The sequence below is a fragment of the Acetatifactor muris genome (assembly GCF_024623325.1).
Taxonomy (GTDB): Bacteria; Bacillota; Clostridia; order Lachnospirales; family Lachnospiraceae; genus Acetatifactor; species Acetatifactor muris.
The window spans coordinates 190,226-207,697 of record NZ_JANJZD010000001.1 but is presented as its reverse complement, the minus strand read 5'-3'; the positions used below and the strand labels follow the sequence as shown (position 1 = coordinate 207,697).

20 protein-coding genes and 1 pseudogene are annotated in these 17,472 nt (G+C 49.0%); 12 read left to right on the top strand and 9 right to left on the bottom strand.

The annotated features are described in order from the left end of the window. Positions 1-90 precede the first annotated feature (90 nt). The 4 genes from NSB25_RS00990 to NSB25_RS00975 are packed head-to-tail and all read left to right on the top strand — an operon-like array spanning position 91 to position 4,945. A complete protein-coding gene (locus tag NSB25_RS00990; protein ID WP_006859298.1) occupies positions 91-3,417 on the top strand; it encodes an antirestriction protein ArdA in 3,327 nt (1,108 codons plus the stop codon). Positions 3,418-3,420: 3 nt separating this feature from the next. Then, positions 3,421-4,374: a hypothetical protein gene (locus NSB25_RS00985; protein WP_002585090.1), complete on the top strand. Its 954-nt coding sequence runs from the start codon at positions 3,421-3,423 to the stop codon at positions 4,372-4,374. Next, positions 4,371-4,583, top strand: a complete 213-nt coding sequence (locus NSB25_RS00980) for a transposon-transfer assisting family protein (RefSeq protein WP_004607965.1) — start codon at positions 4,371-4,373, stop codon at positions 4,581-4,583. Before NSB25_RS00985 ends, NSB25_RS00980 begins: the two co-directional genes overlap by 4 nt. Continuing rightward, positions 4,580-4,945 carry a cysteine-rich VLP domain-containing protein gene (locus tag NSB25_RS00975; RefSeq protein ID WP_002585089.1) on the top strand — a complete coding sequence of 122 codons (366 nt, stop codon included), beginning with the start codon at positions 4,580-4,582 and terminating at the stop codon, positions 4,943-4,945. Before NSB25_RS00980 ends, NSB25_RS00975 begins: the two co-directional genes overlap by 4 nt. A 177-nt stretch (positions 4,946-5,122) precedes the next feature. On the opposite strand, the gene NSB25_RS00970 is transcribed toward NSB25_RS00975, so the two are convergent. From NSB25_RS00970 to NSB25_RS00955, 4 genes are all read right to left on the bottom strand, one after another. Beyond that, on the bottom strand, positions 5,123-5,374 hold the full coding sequence (locus tag NSB25_RS00970; protein ID WP_002585088.1) for a helix-turn-helix domain-containing protein: 252 nt from the start codon (positions 5,372-5,374) through the stop codon (positions 5,123-5,125). 63 nt (positions 5,375-5,437) lie between these two features. After that, positions 5,438-6,784 (bottom strand): relaxase/mobilization nuclease domain-containing protein, encoded by a 1,347-nt coding sequence (locus NSB25_RS00965; protein WP_002585087.1) that lies wholly within the window; start codon positions 6,782-6,784, stop codon positions 5,438-5,440. Next, entirely contained in the window at positions 6,745-7,074 is a 330-nt protein-coding gene (locus NSB25_RS00960; protein WP_002585086.1) for a plasmid mobilization protein, read from the bottom strand. The genes NSB25_RS00965 and NSB25_RS00960 overlap by 40 nt, the downstream gene beginning before the upstream one ends. Before the next feature lie 261 nt (positions 7,075-7,335). Then, a complete protein-coding gene (locus NSB25_RS00955; protein ID WP_004607969.1) occupies positions 7,336-7,689 on the bottom strand; it encodes a helix-turn-helix transcriptional regulator in 354 nt (117 codons plus the stop codon). A gap of 381 nt (positions 7,690-8,070) precedes the next feature. On the opposite strand from NSB25_RS00955, the gene NSB25_RS00950 reads away from it, so the two are divergent. The 6 genes from NSB25_RS00950 (at position 8,071) to NSB25_RS00925 (ending at position 12,874) form a co-directional block, all read left to right on the top strand. Further along, on the top strand, positions 8,071-8,256 hold the full coding sequence (locus NSB25_RS00950; RefSeq protein ID WP_004607970.1) for a cysteine-rich KTR domain-containing protein: 186 nt from the start codon (positions 8,071-8,073) through the stop codon (positions 8,254-8,256). Continuing rightward, positions 8,257-9,246 (top strand): 23S rRNA (adenine(2503)-C(2))-methyltransferase RlmN, encoded by a 990-nt coding sequence (rlmN, locus tag NSB25_RS00945; protein WP_004607971.1) that lies wholly within the window; start codon positions 8,257-8,259, stop codon positions 9,244-9,246. A gap of 536 nt (positions 9,247-9,782) precedes the next feature. Further along, positions 9,783-10,214 (top strand): RNA polymerase sigma factor, encoded by a 432-nt coding sequence (locus tag NSB25_RS00940; protein ID WP_009255547.1) that lies wholly within the window; start codon positions 9,783-9,785, stop codon positions 10,212-10,214. Next, complete coding sequence (locus tag NSB25_RS00935; RefSeq protein ID WP_002590583.1) at positions 10,195-10,455, top strand: helix-turn-helix domain-containing protein; 261 nt, start codon at positions 10,195-10,197, stop codon at positions 10,453-10,455. The genes NSB25_RS00940 and NSB25_RS00935 overlap by 20 nt, the downstream gene beginning before the upstream one ends. Positions 10,456-10,929: 474 nt before the next feature. Further along, positions 10,930-11,097 (top strand): transposon-encoded TnpW family protein, encoded by a 168-nt coding sequence (locus NSB25_RS00930; protein ID WP_022621154.1) that lies wholly within the window; start codon positions 10,930-10,932, stop codon positions 11,095-11,097. A gap of 100 nt (positions 11,098-11,197) precedes the next feature. Further along, entirely contained in the window at positions 11,198-12,874 is a 1,677-nt protein-coding gene (locus NSB25_RS00925; RefSeq protein WP_002569190.1) for a recombinase family protein, read from the top strand. Between the two features lie 63 nt (positions 12,875-12,937). Here the strand turns inward: NSB25_RS00925 and NSB25_RS00920 are convergent. The 5 genes and pseudogenes from NSB25_RS00920 to NSB25_RS00900 all read right to left on the bottom strand — a co-directional run. Then, positions 12,938-13,081 (bottom strand): annotated as a pseudogene (locus NSB25_RS00920) (recombinase family protein); the annotation flags it as partial. A gap of 145 nt (positions 13,082-13,226) precedes the next feature. Continuing rightward, positions 13,227-13,421 carry a hypothetical protein gene (locus NSB25_RS00915; RefSeq protein WP_002334813.1) on the bottom strand — a complete coding sequence of 65 codons (195 nt, stop codon included), beginning with the start codon at positions 13,419-13,421 and terminating at the stop codon, positions 13,227-13,229. Between the two features lie 72 nt (positions 13,422-13,493). Then, on the bottom strand, positions 13,494-14,438 hold the full coding sequence (gene mobV / locus NSB25_RS00910) for a MobV family relaxase (RefSeq protein WP_002584983.1): 945 nt from the start codon (positions 14,436-14,438) through the stop codon (positions 13,494-13,496). Positions 14,439-14,622: 184 nt separating this feature from the next. Next, the gene (locus NSB25_RS00905) at positions 14,623-15,018 is read right to left on the bottom strand and encodes a replication initiator protein A (protein WP_002584984.1); all 396 of its coding nucleotides are present in this window, start codon (positions 15,016-15,018) and stop codon (positions 14,623-14,625) included. A gap of 111 nt (positions 15,019-15,129) precedes the next feature. Continuing rightward, positions 15,130-15,543: a cysteine-rich VLP domain-containing protein gene (locus tag NSB25_RS00900; protein ID WP_002584985.1), complete on the bottom strand. Its 414-nt coding sequence runs from the start codon at positions 15,541-15,543 to the stop codon at positions 15,130-15,132. Positions 15,544-15,857: 314 nt separating this feature from the next. On the opposite strand from NSB25_RS00900, the gene NSB25_RS00895 reads away from it, so the two are divergent. Continuing rightward, on the top strand, positions 15,858-16,658 hold the full coding sequence (locus NSB25_RS00895) for a helix-turn-helix domain-containing protein (RefSeq protein WP_002584986.1): 801 nt from the start codon (positions 15,858-15,860) through the stop codon (positions 16,656-16,658). A 25-nt stretch (positions 16,659-16,683) separates the two neighbouring features. Further along, complete coding sequence (locus tag NSB25_RS00890) at positions 16,684-17,313, top strand: alpha/beta fold hydrolase (RefSeq protein ID WP_002584987.1); 630 nt, start codon at positions 16,684-16,686, stop codon at positions 17,311-17,313. Positions 17,314-17,472 lie beyond the last annotated feature (159 nt).

Below are 17,472 nucleotides of genomic sequence, written 5' to 3'. Positions count from 1 at the left end.
TTTGGCAGAAATGCGGGCGTACCCGTAGTAGACCATGCAGCCAAAAAATGCAGCTTATGACGCTGCCGCAGAGAAAGGAGGTTTTTCACTATGGCAAGTTTACGGGACACCGTAAAGGACTATCAAGACGAGCTTAGGGACGGTATCGCATGGGTGGCGTTCTGGAAACAGGGGCGTTCATGGAACGCGGAATATTTTCATCTTGATATGGACGATACGCTCTACCCGGAGGACAGGAGCCGGTTAGAGGAAATAAAAAGCATTGACCCCGCCGCCGTTATCTTAAACGGCTACTATTGCGGGCATTTAGGCGAGGACATGAGCCTTGACGAGCTGACCGCCGGAGTGCGTTACCACTACGAAAACAGCATGAACGACATTGACGGTTTTATCGGGGCGCATGACGACAGGCTTCCCCCGGAGGTTATCGAGGAAGCGAGGGCAGCCGCCCATGAAGCGGGGCTTCCCTTTTCCGAAAAGCCCTACCGGGACGGGGAGGATTTTAACCCCTATGTATTTGACGGGAGCATGAGCATTGAGGATTTTGAGCTTATGCACCGCATGATTGAAAAAGAAAGGAGCGAACAAATGGCAGAACCGATTTTAAGCGGCTATCTTTCCAATCTTGGGAAGTACACCGAGGGCAGACCCGCGGGCGAATGGGTGACATTCCCCACGACTGCCGAACATCTGAAAGAAGTCTTTGACCGTATCGGGATTGACTTCAAGCACTATGAGGAATGGCATTTCACAGAATTTCAATCCACTATCCCCGGCTTGACGGAGCATTTAAGCGAGTATTCCCACCCCGACGAGCTGAACTATTTAGGGAAGCTCTTGGAAATGCAGTTTGACGACGACCGGGAGAAATTCATTGCAGCCATTGAATACGGCGACCATGCCGACAGCTTACAGGACATTATCAACCTTGCACAGAACCTTGACTGCTACTGGATTTATCCGTCCGTCCACAATGAAGAAGAATACGGGCGTTATCTGGTTGATGAACTGGAAGAACCGGAACTTCCCGAAGAAGCGAAAAAGTATTTCATGTATGAGGAATACGGGCGGGACGCTTCCATTAACGACGACGGTATGTTTACCGAAAAGGGCTATATCTACAACAACCGCAACACCTTTACAGAATGGTACGACGGGCGCGACGTGCCGGAGGAATACCGGGTAACGCCGCAGCCCCCGCAGCCGGAAAGACCCGACCCGTCAAAGGTAGAAATGGACGCAGCCGCGCCGGGGCAGAGAACGGCGCAGACCGCAGAGCAGCCACAGGAGCCGCGCCCGGTTATCCCTATCGTGCTGACGAGCGAGAAGCCCGCCGAAAAGCTCAAAGAGATTACCGACCGTCTGGAACAGGGTATTGCGGAACTCTTTGACAGCGAGCGTTACCGGGAATATCTGAAAGTCATGTCAAAATTCCATAATTACAGCTTCCGAAACACCGTCCTTATCGCCATGCAGAAGCCGGACGCTTCCCTTGTGGCGGGCTTTTCCGCTTGGAAGAACAACTTTGAACGAAACGTGATGAAAGGGCAAAAGGGAATTAAAATCATTGCTCCGTCACCCTATAAAATCAAACAGGAAATGCAGAAAATCGACCCGCACACGCAGAAGCCCGTTATCGGCAAGGACGGGAAGCCCGTCACCGAGGAAAAGGAAGTCACCATACCCGCCTACAAGGTGGTATCCGTCTTTGACGTTTCCCAGACCGAGGGAAAGGAGCTGCCGGACATTGCGGTTGACGAGCTGACAGGCGACGTTGACCGCTACAAGGATTTTTTCGCAGCCCTTGAAAAGACTTCCCCCGTTCCTATCGCCTTTGAGAATATCGAGGGCGGCTCTCATGGCTACTACCACTTGGAGGACAAGCGCATTGCTATCAACGAGGGCATGAGCGAATTACAGACCTTAAAGACCGCTATTCACGAAATCGCCCATGCGAAGCTGCACGACATTGACCTCAACGCGCCAAAGGACGAGCAGCAGCCCCACGTTGACCGCCGCACCCGCGAAGTCGAAGCGGAAAGCGTCGCCTATACTGTCTGCCAACATTACGGGCTTGACACGTCGGACTACTCTTTCGGCTATGTCGCCGGGTGGAGCAGCGGGCGGGAGCTGTCCGAGCTGAAAAGCTCCCTTGAAACGATACGCAGCGCAGCCGCCGAGATTATCAATTCCATAGACGAGAACTTAGCGGAGCTGCAAAAGGCACAGGACAAGGAGCAGACCGCCGGACAGGAGCAGCCCACCAGAGAGGGACAGGAAGCCGCGCCGGAGAAGCCGGATCCGGAAGCAGCCGCACCGGGAAAATCCGGCGCACAGGAAAAAGCGGGCGCAGCCCCGAAAGAAGCCTTTACCCCGGAAACGATTTACAGAGTGCGCCGGAACCCTTACAGCGACAGCCGGGAAAACAGCTACCTCTTGCAAGCCTATGTGACACAGGAGAACGGGCGGGCGAAAATGGGCGACGTGCTTTATACGGGAACGCCGGAGAAATGCCGCGAGCTTATGGGGCAGCTCAAAAGCGGCGAGCTGACCGAGGGCGACGTGAAGCAGCTTTACGCAAAGGCACAGGAAACGGCGCAGACCGCCGGACAGGACAAAGACACCTTTTCCATTTACCAGATAAAGGGCGGGGACGAAACAAGGGATTTCCGCTTTGAGCCATACGACCGCCTGCAGGCGGCGGGAAATGTGGTTGACAGGGCGAACTATGAGCTTGTCTATTCCGCGCCCCTTGCGCCGGAAACTTCCCTTGAAGATATTTACACCTGTTTCAATATCGACCACCCCAAAGATTTTAAGGGACACAGCCTTTCCGTTTCCGACGTGGTAGTGCTTCATCAGGACGGACAGGACGCGGCGCATTTCGTTGACAGTGTAGGTTTTCGGGAAGTGCCGGAGTTTTTACAGGAGCAAAAGCAGCTTACCCCGGACGACTTGGAAACGGGCGAAACTGTCAAGACACCGAGGGGGACTTTCCATGTGACCGCCATGAGCCGGGAGCAGATAGAAGCCGCCGGATATGGCTTTCACCACCAGTCGGACGACGGAAAGTATCTGATTATGGGGAATGGGACGCGGGCGTTTGCCGTTGCCGCAGAACAGGCGCAGCGGGACAATCCCTTGAAAACCGCCGAGCAGACCACAGAGCAGAACGGGAACATGATTGACGGTATCATCAACAACACCCCCACCGTTGACGAACTGGAAGCAAAGGTAAAGGCGGGCGAGCAGATTTCCCTTGTTGACCTGGCTAACGCTGTCAAAGCCGACAAGGAGCGCGGCAAGGGAGCGAAGCCGGAAAAGAAACCCTCTATCCGGGCGCAGCTTAGAGCCGACAAGGAAAAGGCACAGAAGAAAAACGCAAAGCAGAAGTCACAGGACTTGGAAAGGAGCTGACCCATGCCGGAACAGAGCAAATTTGAAAACATGGATTTGTTTGCTTCCCTTGAAGCGATTATGAAGCAGAACACAGGCTTTTACCAGAGCGACTTAGACATTGACAAAGAGATTATCGCAAAGGCGGCGGCAAGCCCCCACAGGGAGGACAAAACACTTTTGTGGTTCTGCCGCCCGTCCGGGACGCACTGTTTCCGGGAGCGCGACGTTTTCCTCAAAGACACCGCGCCCCACAACACATGGCGTTTCTACATGGAGCAGACAAGCGACCGCGTTCTTGCCTATGCAATCGAGCTGACGGGAAAGGAGCGCGGGAAAATCAAGGGCAATCTGTACGAACTGGACTACTCTAAACATTATGAGCGCGTCAAGGAAAAGGAGCTGCCCGCCGATACGGTGAAGCTGATTTATGAGCATGGGGAAAGGGTACAGGAAGCCGGGAGATATTTTGACGGAACCCCAGACCCGCAGCTTGGGAAATTTGAACGCTTTGAAGCCGTACCCAACGACCCGGACGCGCTGCAATCGCTCTTACAGGAAGAACGGCGCAGCCGGGAGCAGCTTTCGCCGGGGGATTTCAAGGCGCATATTGCCGCTTTGCGGGACGGGCTGATTGAAACGGAAGCGCGGCGCATTGTGCGGGAAATGAAGCGGCATTACGAGCCGAACAGCCCGAACAAGACCCATTTCATGGCAGAGCTTTCCCCGGCGTTCATGCGGCTTGCAGCCACAAAGGACACTGACCGCCTTTTCTCCATGCTGCCCTACAAGACCCTTTCCTTTTCCAAAATCGAGGGCAGACATGGGACGTATGCGCTGATTGACAAGGGGGAGAACCGGGACAGGGAGATAAGGAAGCCCCGCCCCTCTATCCGGGCGCAGCTTAAAGCAGACAAGGCAAAGACCGCCCCGAAAAAGGCGGCGGCAAAAACAAAAAATCACGATATGGAGGTATGAGCATGATTAGACTGACTGTTGAAGAAACAAACCTTTTGAGCATTTACAACGAGGGCGGCAAGCGGGCTTTGATTGAGAATGTCAACGCCGCGCTGCCCTACATGGACGCGGATATGCGGGAGCTTGCAAAGCGCACCCTTTCCAAAGTGGACGCTTTGACCGAAGCGGAATTTGCAGAGCTTCCCATTTACGCCGCTGATGAAGTATGAACGGGGTTAAGCGGCTGACGCCGCCCCAGAGCCGGAAAGTCAACGCCCTTGTGCGCCGGACGTGCTGCAATTATGATAACGGGAACTGTATCTTACTGGACGACGGGGACGAGTGCGTATGTCCGCAGCTCATTTCCTATTCGCTTCTCTGCAAGTGGTTCCGGGTTGCGGTGCTTCCCGCCGACAGGCTGCTTTATGCGGAGCTTTACCAGACAGGGGATAAGAAGAAATGTACCGAGTGCGGCGCGTTCTTTGCGTCAACCTCTAACAGTGTCAAATACTGCCCCGTCTGCCGGAAACGTATCACCCGCAGACAAGCCGCCGAGCGCATGAGGAAAAGACGCGCCCCTGTTACGCAGTAGGCGCGGAAAATCCCTTGATTTACAGGGCTTTCCGGGCGTGAAAATCGGATAGGCGATACTTTATACCTTTACCCCCAAAAATGGCGTTCTACTGCGTAACATTCACGAAAACAGCACCCATAAAAAGACAGGGCGCGGAAGTCATATACTGGCTTCCGCGCCCTGTTCTTTTTTTGCCTATCTGACATTTCCCTTTTCCATTTCTTCAAGCGGGAACTGCGGGAGGGCTTCTATCAGCTTCTTTGTGATGGACTGGCGCATATCTTCGTTGATTTCCTGTTTCGTGCTTCCGTCCGGCTGTCTGACCGCTACCGTCGATAGCCTGTCGATTTCGTCCTTGTAGCACTCCACGACTTTCTCCACCGCCCATTTTTCCCCGGCAACGGCGGCGCGTATGGTTTCATATTCCGGCATTTTCTGGTTTTCCATGCTCAACGCTCCTCTGCTTTTTGATAGCCCTATCATAGCACAGCGGCGGGGATTTTGCTATCCTTATCCGCGCTCTGTTCCCTTTTCCCGTTCCGGCTGCCTGTCTGCCTGTAAAATGCTGTCAATGTTCTGCTTGATAATATCGTATTCCCGGACTTTCTTTTTCAGCTTCCCATAGTCGGCATAAAGGGCTTCTTTCTGCGCTTGGAGGGCTTCATATTCCGATTGCAGCGCGGCAAGGTTCGGGAGCTTTGCAATGCCCGCCGCTTTCAGCGACCTTGCGGCGGCTTCATGTAGGATAATCGCCTGTTCCTGTCCGGCGCGGTACTTCTCCCTGTTCCTTGCCTTGCGGTATGCGTCATAGACGGGCTTTGTCTTTTGGTAGGTGGAAACATTCTTGATAAGCACCGCCATGTCCGCAAGCCGCTTTTCCGCGTCCTTCAATGCGTCTGCCGCCTGTCCGCTTTCCGCTGCCATTTCTTCAATCCGGCTGACTAAATCCGCGTACTGTTCAATCTTATGTTCCGTCAAGAAATTCATGGTCTTTGCTGCCTGTTTCAGATTGTGGATTTTCGCCCACTGTTCATAGCCCTTACTCTGCGCCGCCTTGATACTGTTCTCAATGTCGATAAGCAGCGAAACGCCGCGCTGCTCTCTGGGGGCTTTCGCCGCCTTTGCCCGTCTGCCCGCTATCCGTTCCCTTATGGCTTCCTCTGTATAATCCGCGCCGAGGGTTTTAAGACGGGTGAAGCGTTCCTGTCCGGGGGCGCGGCATGACACATATTTCCCCGGCTTTATCTCATAGCCCGCCGCCTGTAACCGCTGCAACAATTCCTCAAAACTGGAAACTTGGGGGATAAGCGCGTCAACGGCAATCTTTAGCTTGCCTTTCCAACTTGTACCCGTCTTTTCTGCCTGGTACTCCGCATAGCTCTTTCCCTTGCTGCCCTTGCCGGGAACGACGACGGACAAGCCATTTTCCCGACACAGCTTGTCGCTCATGTTCCGTATGCCGTAATAGCTCCTTTTGTTGGAATTATATTTGCGGTGGTCTACGAAATTTACGGCGCAGAAAATAATGTGATTGTGGACGTGTCCTTTGTCAATGTGCGTCGTGAGTACATATTCATGCTGCCCCTTTGTTACCGCGTCGGCAAGCTGCTTTCCGATTTCATGGGCTTTCTGATAATCGACTTCCCCCGGCTCAAAGGACTGTATCAGATGAAAGGCTAAATTGTTCCCCTTTTGGAGTGCTTGGGACAAGGTATATTCAAATTCAATATCTGCCGTTTCATAGGAGCAGCCGAAAGAGGACACAAGCATTTTTCCGTCCGTCTTGTCCGGGTTTTCGATATAGTCAAGGGCTTTGCTTAGAGTGCTTTTAATAGGCTTAATCTTTGTAACCGCCATATCTCCGCAAGCACCCCCTTTATTTCCTCTATGTCCTCTTGGTATGCGTTCCCCGTCGCGTTTACGCGGCGTGCTATCTGGTTGACGTTGACACCGATTTTCTGTATCTCTGCGGTCATTGCCTTTATATCGGCATGGTCTATCTGAATGATATACCCGTCAATGGCAATCTTCCGCAGATATGCCGCCATGTTCCGGGTGGGTACGAGCTTCATTTTTTCCAGTATTAAATCCCGTTCCGCTTCCGTCACTCTGAATTTGATTTGCACCGTTCTTTTGCGTCCGTTCATGTATTCGCTCCTTTCCTTTCCGTTCCGAGGGTTTGGGACACTTCCCAACAAGCAATTTTCAACCGACGCGCCGCAGCGCGGGAGGGGAAAATACGGAAGTGGGTACCCGCTTCCTATGCTTGCTACGAATGTTTTTATCCCTTATGCCTTACTACGGAGCTATGCCCGGTTTTGCCAAACTTCCGCAAAAGAAAAACGCTGCAATCCTCAAAAAAAGATTACAACGCTCTCTAAACCTTATTCAATTCTGACGGACACTTCTTATCTGCCCTCTGTTTCGACTTCCGCTATCTCCTTTGCCGTTGCGCTCACAATCCGTATGCCTGTATCGCTCATACCGTCAAGAAGCGCGTCAAGCTGCCGCCGCTGCGTGTTCTTCTCTGGCGGCGTTTCCAAAAGAAACTGGTCTACGGATATATTGTAGCGGAGCATAAGCTCAAAGAAAATCTGTAAACTTGGGTGCTGCCCCTTGTTCTCAATGTTCGCAAGGTAGCGCGGCGAGATAAACATTTCGTCGCTCACTTTCTTGCGGCTCTCCTTGCGCCCTGTCCGCGCCGCCTTTATCGCTGCCCCAAAAGCCTTGAAATCGTATTTCGGTACTGGTCTTTTTGCCATAGTTATTCACCCTGTTACATTTTACTGTTCCCCTTTCTTCTTGGATATGTCTACACAATTCAATCAGTTAGCCAAAATAATTCATATGTATATGTTGACAATTAGCCGCTTTTTTTGTATAGTATTATTAAAAGGGGGAAATGTTTATGTTACATAGCATGCGTATTCGATAAGCATTGAAATCAAAAAAGATTTTTCCCATTTTCAATATGGGCTTTTTTGTCATGCTTATTTTGCGTATGCTATACAACAAAACTAACGATGTATAGACATAGTATAAAAACTATGCCTTAATTTTGTTGTAGTGTTATATGTATAAATGCAGGTCAATGCTCATGTTGAGAATTGACCTGTATTTTTTTGCACAAAAGGAGAAATATTATGCTTGAAAAATATTGGATAAAATGTCCAATTTGTAACGGAAAGACGAGGGTTCAAGTATTTTATAATACGGTATTAAGAAATTTTCCTCTTTTCTGCCCTAAATGTAAATTAACACATATCATTGATGTTGAAAAATTAGAAATCATAATCAAAAACTCTGAAAAACAAAAGGAAGGATATTAAATGAAACACTTACCTAAAAGTACACTTACGGAAATATTGAATGACCCATACGGATTTACTTACAAAGAAATGTCGGAAGTAATTGGAGAGGATAAAGCAAGAGCCTTATATGCGGAATTGTATAAACAGCCATTTCACAAAAAAAATCTATCAATATCAACAAAAAAAGTCTATAAAAGTAGCGATACTGAAAAGTATGTTTATGAATTGAAAGACAACAGGTATATCGAAACGGTTTTTATTAAACGGCGAGATGGTGGGACTGTTTGCGTAAGTACGCAAGTTGGTTGTTCTGTTGGCTGTATTTTTTGTGAGTCCGGACGCAATGGTTTCGTTCGTAATCTAACACCATCTGAAATTGTGCAACAGGTCATATTGATACGTCAAAAAGTAAATCGTATCGTTTTTATGGGAATGGGAGAACCTTTATTCAATTACGACAACTTGATTGCAGCAATCCATATTCTTCGAGATAGAAATGGACTTAACTTTCCAACCGACGGCATTACCGTATCAACAGTTGGTCCAGTTAATCAATTAAAAAAATTGCGCGAAGAACATCTAAAAATTCAGTTGACAATATCTTTACATGCAGCAACACAGGCTGCGAGAAACTGCATCATTCCTCATATGCACATGTACGCTATTGAAGATGTTGTTAAGCAAGCATTGTCCTATTCACAAAGGCATAATCGAAAAGTGGTATTTGCGTATTTGCTTTTACCAGGTATAAATGACCGTTCCTCAGATATAAGGCAACTTGCAAAATGGTTTAAGGGCAAAAATGTTATGATTAACGTGCTGCAATACAACCCGACGAGTAATTCAAAAATTAGAGCACCACAAAAACAAGAAATGGTTGCGTTCAAACATCAATTAGAGCAAACAGGACTTGAAGTTACCATGAGAGTTTCTCATGGTAGAGAGATTAAAGCAGCTTGTGGACAGTTAGCTAATACATATAATAAAGCCAAAAAACAACAAAAATAATTTAATTAAAAGAGCCAGACGCACAGACGCAGAGCCGATAATATGCAGTTTGAAATACTGCTGTTATCGGCTCTTTTTTGATTTAATTTGTGCCCCCAATAACCATATTGGAGCAAAATCAGAACTGTTGCTTGTCGTTCTTTGATTTCCGCAGCAGCTTTGAAAAACCAAAGCCGCCGTTTCTTTTTATCTTCTAATGAAATGACGCGGTATCACTGTTAAAAGCGGCGGCTAAAAGGAGGTAGCCGCCATGAAGCACATACCATATCGACAAAATCCGACGGTCATTGACACATCAAAAAAAGCCCGACCACCGCCGGGGAAAACTACGTCTATCAATATGAACTGTCTAATCATCTGAATACCGCTTACAATACCTATACGTCTGTCCGGGCTTTTCGGACAGGCGTATTTTGCTGCTCAAAAAATTTTTTGAAAAAAATCCGAAAATCTTCGGCGTTTTTTTCAAAAGGCAGTATTGCCCCGCGAAAAGGGGGAAGCACCACCAACTTTCCAACGAGAAAGGGGGTGAGAATGTGGAACCTAATCGCAGGGAGTTTATAAAACAGTGCGCTTTCCAGAAGTTTTGTAATACGGTACTGCACAATGAAGCGTGTGACGCTCACAAAGAGCTGCACAGGCATAAGGCAAGGGAGATTACCTTTTCCGACTTGACCTTAGAAGAAGCGCGGCAGCTTCATACCTTTGATGAATATTTCAAAGGGGAAATCGCCTTTGAAAGAGCCGGGAAGAAAATCACGCCGAAGCTGCTTCTTGAAGCAATCCGTACTTTGCCGGAAGAAAAGCGCAAAGCCGTACTCCTGTACTATTTCGAGGGAATGAACGACACCGAGATTGCGGAGCTGTTCGATACGTCGAGAAGCACGATACAGTACAGGCGGACAAGCTCTTTTGAGCTGCTAAAAAAATATCTGGAGGAAAATGCTGATGAATGGGACGAATGGTAACGAACCCGGCTACCCGGAAAAAGCCCTTGTTCCCTATCCTGTCATTTTGGCAGCGACAAAGGGCGACCCGGACGCTATGAAGATTGTCTTGCAGCATTTCAGCGGCTACATAGCCCGCCTCTCCATGCGGAAGCTGTACGACGAGCGCGGGAACGTCTATTTTGGCGTAGACCACGACATTCGGGAACGGCTGCAAGCAAAACTGATGATGGCTGTCCTCACCTTTAAGGCAGAGGAATAAACCGCAGCGGCGGGACGCTTTCTCTCTCCCCCTTTTCCGTTCCGCTGCTGACGCGGCAGCAAAGCCATTCTGAACCTTGACAAAGAAAGCGGCGCAAGATAACGGCGGCGCAGCATAGGGCAAATCGGATACGTTCCTTTTGCGCCGAGCCATACGGTGGGTGCGCCATGACGCTATCCGGGTGAGGTTATCCCCGCCCGGACAGCCGAGCGACCAACACCGCGCCGGAAAGCAAGTGTAGCGGCTTGCGGGCGACGACACGCAAAATATACAATGATACTTCCTTACAGCCACAGTCCGAGCGTTAAGAGCGTCGCAGGCAATGGGTAGGGCTGCATGAGAACCATGCCGGGGTGAAATTCCCATGAGGTTATGCTAATAACCGTCCGATTAAAGCCTTTGTTTTCTTGAATAGTGGACTTGCTGCTATTCATAGACTGTATTATATGTTTGCGAAAGAAAGGGGGATTTTCTTTGACGCAAAACCAGACGCCCGTTACCACAACGGAGCATAAAATCGGAAAAGTTACTTACCTTGTATGTTCGTCCGCAAGTGAACGCGCAACGGACACACTGGATAAAAAGATAAAGAAGCTCATTCGCAAGGACATGGAGCTGAACCCCGCAAACGCCCGGAAATAGGGCGTTTCTTCACATTTTATACATGACACAGGCAGCGGTATGTGGTATAATATAGACAGTACAAATACCATGCTTGTCTGTCGTCGGAAAGGAGGACAAAATGTTACAGACAGACAAGATTACCGCTTTATATTGCAGATTGAGCCAGGAAGATATGCAAGCCGGGGAAAGCGAAAGCATACAGAACCAAAAACTGATTTTACAAAAGTATGCTGACGAACACCACTTTTTCAACACACGCTTTTTTGTAGACGACGGATTTTCCGGCGTGAGCTTTGAGCGTGAGGGGCTTCAAGCCATGCTGCATGAGGTTGAAGCCGGGAACGTGGCGACCGTCATAACAAAAGACCTTTCCCGTCTGGGACGTAATTATCTGAAAACCGGCGAACTGATAGAGATTGTTTTCCCCGAATACGAAGTGCGCTACATTGCCATTAACGACGGTGTAGACACAGCGAGGGAAGATAACGAGTTTACCCCTCTGCGGAACTGGTTCAACGAGTTTTACGCCCGCGACACCTCAAAGAAAATCCGGGCTGTCAAACAGGCAAAGGCACAGAAAGGCGAGCGCGTCAACGGCGAAGCTCCTTACGGCTACCTTATCGACCCGGATAACCGCAATCATCTGATACCCGACCCGGAAACGGCACACGTCGTAAAACAGATTTTTGCAATGTATGTACGGGGCGACCGTATGTGTGAAATCCAGAACTGGCTGCGGGACAATGAGATATTGACCGTCGGGGAACTGCGCTACCGCAGGACAGGGAGCAAACGCCACCCCCGCCCACAGCTCAACGCATGGTACAACTGGCCGGATAAGACACTGTACGACATTCTGACAAGGAAAGAGTATTTAGGGCATACCATAACCGGGAAAACCTACAAGGTATCTTATAAGTCGAAAAAGACGAAAAAGAACCCGGAGGAAAAAAGGTATTTCTTCCCCAACACTCACGAACCTTTGATTGATGAAGAAACCTTTGAACTTGCACAGAAGCGGATTGCCACCCGGCAACGCCCGACAAAGGTTGATGAAATTGACCTGTTTTCCGGGCTGCTCTTTTGTGGGGACTGCGGCTACAAAATGTATGCAGTACGCGGAGCCGGGACGCTTGAACGGAAACACGCCTACACTTGCGGCAACTACCGCAACCGGGCAAGAAATGATATGCTCTGCACTACGCATTATATCCGCAAAAGCGTATTGAAAGAACTTGTCCTTGCAGACTTGCAGCGAGTAACGTCTTATGTGAAAGAGCATGAACAGGAGTTTATCGAAACCGCCAACGAGTGCAGCGCAAAGGCAGTACAAAAGACGCTGACACAGCAGCGGAAAGAACTTGACAAGGCGCAGAACCGTATTAACGAGCTGAACATCTTATTCCGCAAGCTCTACGAGGACAACGCTTTAGGGAAACTTTCAGATGAACAATTTGCTTTTCTGACTTCCGGCTATGATGAAGAAAAAAAGACGCTGACCCGGAGGATTGCGGAGCTGTCACAGGAAATCGACAACGCCACCGAGCGCAGCGCGGACGTAAAAAGGTTTGTCGCACTGGTACGCAGATACACAGCGATTGAAGAACTGACCTACGAAAACGTCCATGAATTTATTGACCGTATTCTTATTCACGAACTGGATAAGGAAACGAACACCCGCAAAATCGAAATCTTTTATAGCTTTGTCGGCAGAGTTGATACAGGCGACAAGCCTACTGAAAGTATCTCCTATTTCAGACAGATAGGAGCCGACGTAAAGAGTTATGCTATCTAACATACATCAAAAAGAGGTAAGATAACACCCTCTGCAAAAAAGGTATCGTTATCTTACCTCAACAAAGTTCGTCCCCGACCAGCCATCGTCCACATACTCACCGACTACATGAAGCCCCTGTTCCTTTGCGTACTGTTGCAGGATTGTCCGCTGTGTTTCAATGCTTACGCTGTCACCATAGTTTTCATCGTCCCGGCTCAATCTCATATAAAGCGCCGTGTTGTAAATCGTAGTATTGTAAGGTTGTTTCACCGTTAAAAATCCTCCTTCTAAAGAAACAACCCACGCTTACAATACTTTTGCTCTATGGCAATTATATCATAAGCGTGGGCGTGTTATCAATGATGGGCTATCAGGTTGAAGCGGCTTTTTCTGCGGTATGCCGCACCACATCTACAATCAGATCACCGAGGGGCTTCCCGCCTGCGGCGAAGTGTTCGGAGATTTTTATACGGTTGTTCCCACATACAAAATACTGCGTGCCGTTCTCTGCTTGTATGACCTGCCCTGTCCGGGGTGTGAAAATATCGCTTTCGCTTTTTGCCATCCAGTGTCCTCCATATTCAGTTTTCAAGGTACAATGCCGCACAAAGGCGGCGAAAATTTCTGCTTATATCTATCACCTTTCCTTTACCGTGTGCCGCTGCTGACGTTTCAGTTCCGCCAGTATATCCGGCGGGATACGGTCAACCAGCCGCTGTAAATTGTCCAGTTCGCTTTTCAGCTTTGCCCGTTCCATCGTATCTTTCATCTTTCCTTTTTCGCTGGCCTTTGCCCTTGCTTCCAGCTTCTCATTCTCCGCCAACAGGTCATTGATTGTGACCTTGTACTTTTTCAGTTGCCCGGAGAAGTTCTCCATCTGCGGGAACCACTTTTTCAGCATGGAGAGGGCTTCCTCTTTTTTCTTTCCGGCGTTCAGCGGGTTAATGCCGTCAAGGGCGGCTTCAATGGCTCTTGCCTGCCGGGAGAGGGAAACCGCCTGTTTGAAAATCCGGGTGGGGATATGCTTCCGGCCTGTCTTGCTGGCACTTTCCCCACGCTCCAAGTCGGGATATTTCTCCACCATATAGGCGTGAAAATCGTCCTGCCACTTCGTCAGGTTTGCCCGGTTGCCGATAATCTCCTTAGCGCACAGGCGGTTGTCCTTTGTCAGCGGAACAAAGGTCAAATGCAGGTGGGGCGTTTTCTCGTCCATGTGTACCACCGCCGACACGATATTTTCCCGTCCTACCCGGCCAATGAGGAAATCTGCCGCCCTTTGGAAGAACGCCTGTATCTCTTTTGGGGATTTCCCCTTGAAGAACTCCGGGCTGGCGGTTATCAGCGTATCGACAAACCGTGTGCTGTCTTTCCTCGTCCGGCATCCAGCCTGCTCGATACGGCTCTGAATGAAGTGGTAATAGCGTCCCTCCGGCTTGACGATATGGAAGTTGTATTTACTCCGGCTTGTGTCAATGTCGGGGTTGCTGGCGTATTGTTCTTTCTGTCTTTCGTGATGGGCTTCCAGCGGCCTTGCCGGGTTGCCCTTGTGCTTCTCAAACCGCAAAATTGCGTGTTGTGCCATTCTGCTCCTTTCCCCATTCCTTTCCTATCCGGGGTTTTCCACAGGGAAAATCCCGCCGGAATTATCTCTGATACGATAGGAATGGAATGGATATAAATAAATCATTTTAATCTTTGTATTTCTATATACCGTCCGGTTTTCGTACTTCAAGAGGGGCGGTTTCCGTACTTCATGGGTACGGTTTTCAGTCCTCCGGCGTACCAGAACGGGATTTCTTGAAGTCAGTGTTTGGAACCGCTTCATAGGATTTTGGGAAAATGCGGTTGGGTTTTCCACAGCCCTGCTTCTGGATTTCCACCAGTCCGGCGTATTGCAGTTCCCGCAGGGTGTTCACCGCTTTCTGCCGCCCACAGTGGAGCAGGTCAACCACCTCGCAGATGGGGTAATACAGGAAAATCCGTCCGCAGTCATCCGCCCACCCATTCTTGCGGGACAACTCTGTCCGGCGCAGGATAAAGGCGTACAGAACCTTTGCCTCGTTGGACAGGGGCTTGAATGTGGGGGCTTCAAAGAGGAAATTCGGGAGCCGGGTGAAGCTGAACGCCTTTTCCGGCTGATGGATATAGATGGTATTTGTCATAGTGCGTTTTGTGGACGGTTAGAAGCCCGTTTTCCGGGGCGGGCGATACTTTATACCACCTGCCCCGGTTTGGGGCTTGCAAAGCCTGATAAATCAAGGCTTTTTTCGCTCCTAACTGTCCACAGCAGACCTCCTTTTCCGTTCACTTTCTGTTTTCTGCCGCCTGTGAACTCTGGCGGCACAGCCGGGGCAGTATTTTGCCCGGTTGGATTTGGGGACGAACACACCGCCGCAGACCACACAGCGTTTCAAGTCCTTATCCCGGAAAATCTCCGCTTCCAGCGTCCCGTCCAGCGGCAAGACCGCCCAGCGGAACCACTTACAGCAGACCGAGAAAGAAACCGTCTGCGGGCAGGTGCAGGTGTCCCCATCGTCAAGGACAATGCAGTTGCCGTCCTCACAGCAACAGCACTCCCGGCGTATCAGGCTGGCCGCCTGTTTCCTCTGTGCCGGTGTCATGCGGTAAAGGGAACCGTCCGGCCTGCGTTCCAGCGGCGGCAAGTCTTTATAGGGGTTATTTCTCATGCGTTCCCTCCATTTTGCTTTCCGTTGCCGTTTTCCCCGAAAGGATTTCCAGCTTTGGCACGCTCCCCGCAGCTTCGGGACATTTTGTCCCGAAGTCCGGTTCCTTGCGGTGCTTCCCCAGCCGGGGTATTCCTTTTCGGACGGTCATTCTGTTTTCAAGGTGCTGTCCATCGATGAACTATCCTAAGTCTACACGAAAAAAATGCAATCCCCGGAATTTTGCGAGAATTGCATTTTGATGAAGTTTACACTTTGGAAATTGCATTTTTGCAATCATCCTGTATAATGGAAGTATGCGGAGGAGGTGCGTGTCTATGGCTTTACCCGGAACACCCGGACAGCGGATTTCCGATTTATGCAACGGAAACCATATCACACAAAAGGAACTTGCGGAGAAGATAGGCGTTTCCGCTTCCCAGTTGAGCCGCATTGTCAGCGGCGAAACGAGAACGGTCAGCAGTGATATTCTCATAGGTGTGGCAAAGGAATTTAAGGTATCGACAGACTACATACTGGGCTTGTCTACCGTGAGCGTCCGCAAAAGCTACGATATTTCTGAATTAGGCTTGTCCGAGGGAGCCGTGAGGGGGCTTGTGACGGGTGCTGTTGATGTGCAAATACTCAATCGCTTACTGGAACACAGGAATTTTCCCAAGCTGATAGATTTGATACGGATTTATTTTCAGGACACGGCGGCAAAGGGGATAATGGCACGAAACCAGCTTATCGAGATGGCAACGGCTTCCCTGTCCGACCTGATGAAAGAACACCCGGAACACCGGGCGGAAGCAAAGCAGGATTTACAGCTTTTGAACGCTCAGAAGATGGGGGAACATGAAGCGGAGATAGAGAAAATCAAAAATGTGTTCCTTGCTATCCTGCGGGACATTAAGAAAGACATTGACAACGGGGAACAGCCGGGAGAAGCTGTGACCGCCGCTATGTTCCAAGCCATGCGGGACACTATGGCGGAGCAGAAACAAAACCCGCTTTCCATTGACGATGTAACAGCGATGATAGCCGGACAGATCGGACAGCTTGCGCCGATGGACAAAGAAACTGCCGACCTGTTCCAGCAGTTGGCGAAGAAGATGATTGAGCAGGCAGGAAAATAAAACATAAAATTCAAAGGAGATACTTATGGCAACAAAAATATTTGTTCACGGCTCAGGACACAAAGCAACAAGTTGGGAAAAAACAATTTCATACATGACAAACAACGAAGATATTGTATGTCCAAATTTATCCTCCATCCTTGAAGGGAAAGAGGCAAGCTACGAAAATCTATATTCTTCATTTGTAAAATATTGTAACGAATTTGACGGACAAATTCATTTATGCGGTCTTTCATTAGGTGGTATTTTGGCTCTGAATTTTGCTTTGGATTTCCCGCAAAAAGTGAAAACATTAGTTTTAATCGGAACGCCATATAAAGTCCCGAAAGTAGCATTTAGTTTTCAAAATATAATTTTCAGATTTTTACCAAAATCTATTTTTGAAACTATGGCATTTGATAAAAAGAACACATTTGCTTTAGGGGACACTATGAAGAATTTAGATTTCAGTGATAGGGTGAAAAATATTAAGTGCCCCACTTTAATTCTTTGCGGAAAGAAAGACAGTGCAAATATGAAATCAGCGGATTACTTATCACAAAGTATTAGAAGCGCAGAATTGAAAATTATTGAGAATACAGGCCATGTTGTCAATGAAGAAAATCCAAAAGCCTTAGCAGATATATTGAATGAATACTATTTGAAAAATTCTTAAACAATTCTGAAAGAAACTCGAAAACTACAAGCATAAAAGTTTAGAAAATAAATAGCAAAGCCAGCCGAGCCAGTCAATGGTCAAGATGAACGGCGCATTTCATGCGCCGCCGTTGACAGTCCCGCCCGTCTTTGCTAAAGGGTAATCAAGGCGGGAAAG